The 3,170-nt window shown below is 57.3% G+C and carries 1 rRNA gene; it reads right to left on the bottom strand.

Annotation, left to right across the window (positions count from 1 at the left end):
* Position 1: 1 nt before the first annotated feature.
* Positions 2-3,125: ribosomal RNA gene (locus ACFXJ5_RS41150) — 23S ribosomal RNA — on the bottom strand.
* Positions 3,126-3,170: the final 45 nt, after the last annotated feature.

The raw sequence follows: 3,170 nt of genomic DNA, 5'->3' as shown, positions 1-3,170 counted from the left end.
TGAGGACAAGCCCTCGGCCTATTAGTACCGGTCAGCTCCACCCCTTACAGGGCTTCCACATCCGGCCTATCAACCCAGTCGTCTACTGGGAGCCTTAACCCCTCAAAGGGGGTGGGAACACTCATCTCGAAGCAGGCTTCCCGCTTAGATGCTTTCAGCGGTTATCCCTCCCGAACGTAGCCAACCAGCCATGCCCTTGGCAGGACAACTGGCACACCAGAGGTTCGTCCGTCCCGGTCCTCTCGTACTAGGGACAGCCCTTCTCAATGTTCCTGCGCGCGCAGCGGATAGGGACCGAACTGTCTCACGACGTTCTAAACCCAGCTCGCGTACCGCTTTAATGGGCGAACAGCCCAACCCTTGGGACCGACTCCAGCCCCAGGATGCGACGAGCCGACATCGAGGTGCCAAACCATCCCGTCGATATGGACTCTTGGGGAAGATCAGCCTGTTATCCCCGGGGTACCTTTTATCCGTTGAGCGACGGCGCTTCCACAAGCCACCGCCGGATCACTAGTCCCTACTTTCGTACCTGCTCGACCCGTCAGTCTCACAGTCAAGCTCCCTTGTGCACTTACACTCAACACCTGATTGCCAACCAGGCTGAGGGAACCTTTGGGCGCCTCCGTTACATTTTAGGAGGCAACCGCCCCAGTTAAACTACCCACCAGACACTGTCCCTGATCCGGATCACGGACCGAGGTTAGACATCCAGCACGACCAGAGTGGTATTTCAACGACGACTCCACCACGGCTGGCGCCGCGGCTTCACAGTCTCCCACCTATCCTACACAAGCCGAACCGAACACCAATATCAAGCTATAGTAAAGGTCCCGGGGTCTTTCCGTCCTGCTGCGCGAAACGAGCATCTTTACTCGTAGTGCAATTTCACCGGGCCTATGGTTGAGACAGTCGAGAAGTCGTTACGCCATTCGTGCAGGTCGGAACTTACCCGACAAGGAATTTCGCTACCTTAGGATGGTTATAGTTACCACCGCCGTTTACTGGCGCTTAAGTTCTCAGCTTCGCCGACCCGAAGGTCGACTAACCGGTCCCCTTAACGTTCCAGCACCGGGCAGGCGTCAGTCCGTATACATCGCCTTACGGCTTCGCACGGACCTGTGTTTTTAGTAAACAGTCGCTTCTCGCTGGTCTCTGCGGCCGTCCCCAGCTCAGGGAGCAAGTCCCCTCACCAGTTACGGCCCCCCTTCTCCCGAAGTTACGGGGGCATTTTGCCGAGTTCCTTAACCATAGTTCACCCGAACGCCTCGGTATTCTCTACCTGACCACCTGAGTCGGTTTAGGGTACGGGCCGCCATGAAACTCGCTAGAGGCTTTTCTCGACAGCATAGGATCATCCACTTCACCACAATCGGCTCGGCATCAGGTCTCAGACTATGTGTCACGCGGATTTGCCTACGTGACGTCCTACACCCTTACCCCGGGACAACCACCGCCCGGGCTGGACTACCTTCCTGCGTCACCCCATCGCTTACCTACTACAGGTCTGGTCCGTCGGCTCCACCACTCCCCTCAACTCCGAAGAGATCAGGGCGGCTTCACGGACTTAGCATCGCCTGGTTCGATACTGGGCGTTTCAAAGCGGGTACCGGAATATCAACCGGTTGTCCATCGACTACGCCTGTCGGCCTCGCCTTAGGTCCCGACTTACCCTGGGCAGATCAGCTTGACCCAGGAACCCTTAGTCAATCGGCGCACACGTTTCCCACGTGTGTATCGCTACTCATGCCTGCATTCTCACTCGTGAACCGTCCACCACTGCCTTCCGGCGCGGCTTCACCCGGCACACGACGCTCCCCTACCCATCACAGCAGGCGTTGGCCCTCAATGCTGCAATGACACGACTTCGGCGGTACGCTTGAGCCCCGCTACATTGTCGGCGCGGAATCACTTGACCAGTGAGCTATTACGCACTCTTTCAAGGGTGGCTGCTTCTAAGCCAACCTCCTGGTTGTCTCTGCGACTCCACATCCTTTCCCACTTAGCGTACGCTTAGGGGCCTTAGTCGATGCTCTGGGCTGTTTCCCTCTCGACCATGGAGCTTATCCCCCACAGTCTCACTGCCACGCTCTCACTTACCGGCATTCGGAGTTTGGCTAAGGTCAGTAACCCGGTAGGGCCCATCGCCTATCCAGTGCTCTACCTCCGGCAAGAAACACGTGACGCTGCACCTAAATGCATTTCGGGGAGAACCAGCTATCACGGAGTTTGATTGGCCTTTCACCCCTAACCACAGGTCATCCCCCAGGTTTTCAACCCTGGTGGGTTCGGTCCTCCACGCGGTCTTACCCACGCTTCAACCTGCCCATGGCTAGATCACTCCGCTTCGGGTCTTGGGCGCGCTACTCAATCGCCCTATTCGGACTCGCTTTCGCTACGGCTACCCCACACGGGTTAACCTCGCAACACACCGCAAACTCGCAGGCTCATTCTTCAAAAGGCACGCAGTCACGAGATGCAAGCAAGCTTGCATCCGACGCTCCCACGGCTTGTAGGCACACGGTTTCAGGTACTATTTCACTCCGCTCCCGCGGTACTTTTCACCATTCCCTCACGGTACTATCCGCTATCGGTCACCAGGGAATATTTAGGCTTAGCGGGTGGTCCCGCCAGATTCACACGGGATTTCTCGGGCCCCGTGCTACTTGGGTGGTTCTCAAGAGAGCCGCTGACGTTTCAGCTACGGGGGTCTTACCCTCTACGCCGGACCTTTCGCATGTCCTTCGCCTACATCAACGGTTTCTGACTCTCCGACCAGCCGGCAGACTGATCAAGAGAACTCCCACAACCCCGTATACGCAACCCCTGCCGGGTATCACACGCATACGGTTTGGCCTCATCCAGTTTCGCTCGCCACTACTCCCGGAATCACGGTTGTTTTCTCTTCCTGCGGGTACTGAGATGTTTCACTTCCCCGCGTTCCCTCCACATACCCTATGTGTTCAGGTATGGGTGACAGCCCATGACGACTGCCGGGTTTCCCCATTCGGACACCCCCGGATCAAAGCTCAGTTGACAGCTCCCCGGGGCCTATCGCGGCCTCTCGCGTCCTTCATCGGTTCCTGGTGCCAAGGCATCCACCGTGCGCCCTTAAAAACTTGGCCACAGATGCTCGCGTCCACTATGCAGTTCTCAAGCAACGACACGTA

It is taken from the genome of Streptomyces sp. NPDC059373 (assembly GCF_042751495.1).
Taxonomy (GTDB): domain Bacteria; phylum Actinomycetota; class Actinomycetes; order Streptomycetales; family Streptomycetaceae; genus Actinacidiphila.
The sequence above is the reverse complement of the archived record's forward strand: the minus strand, read 5'-3'. Positions and strand labels throughout refer to the sequence as shown.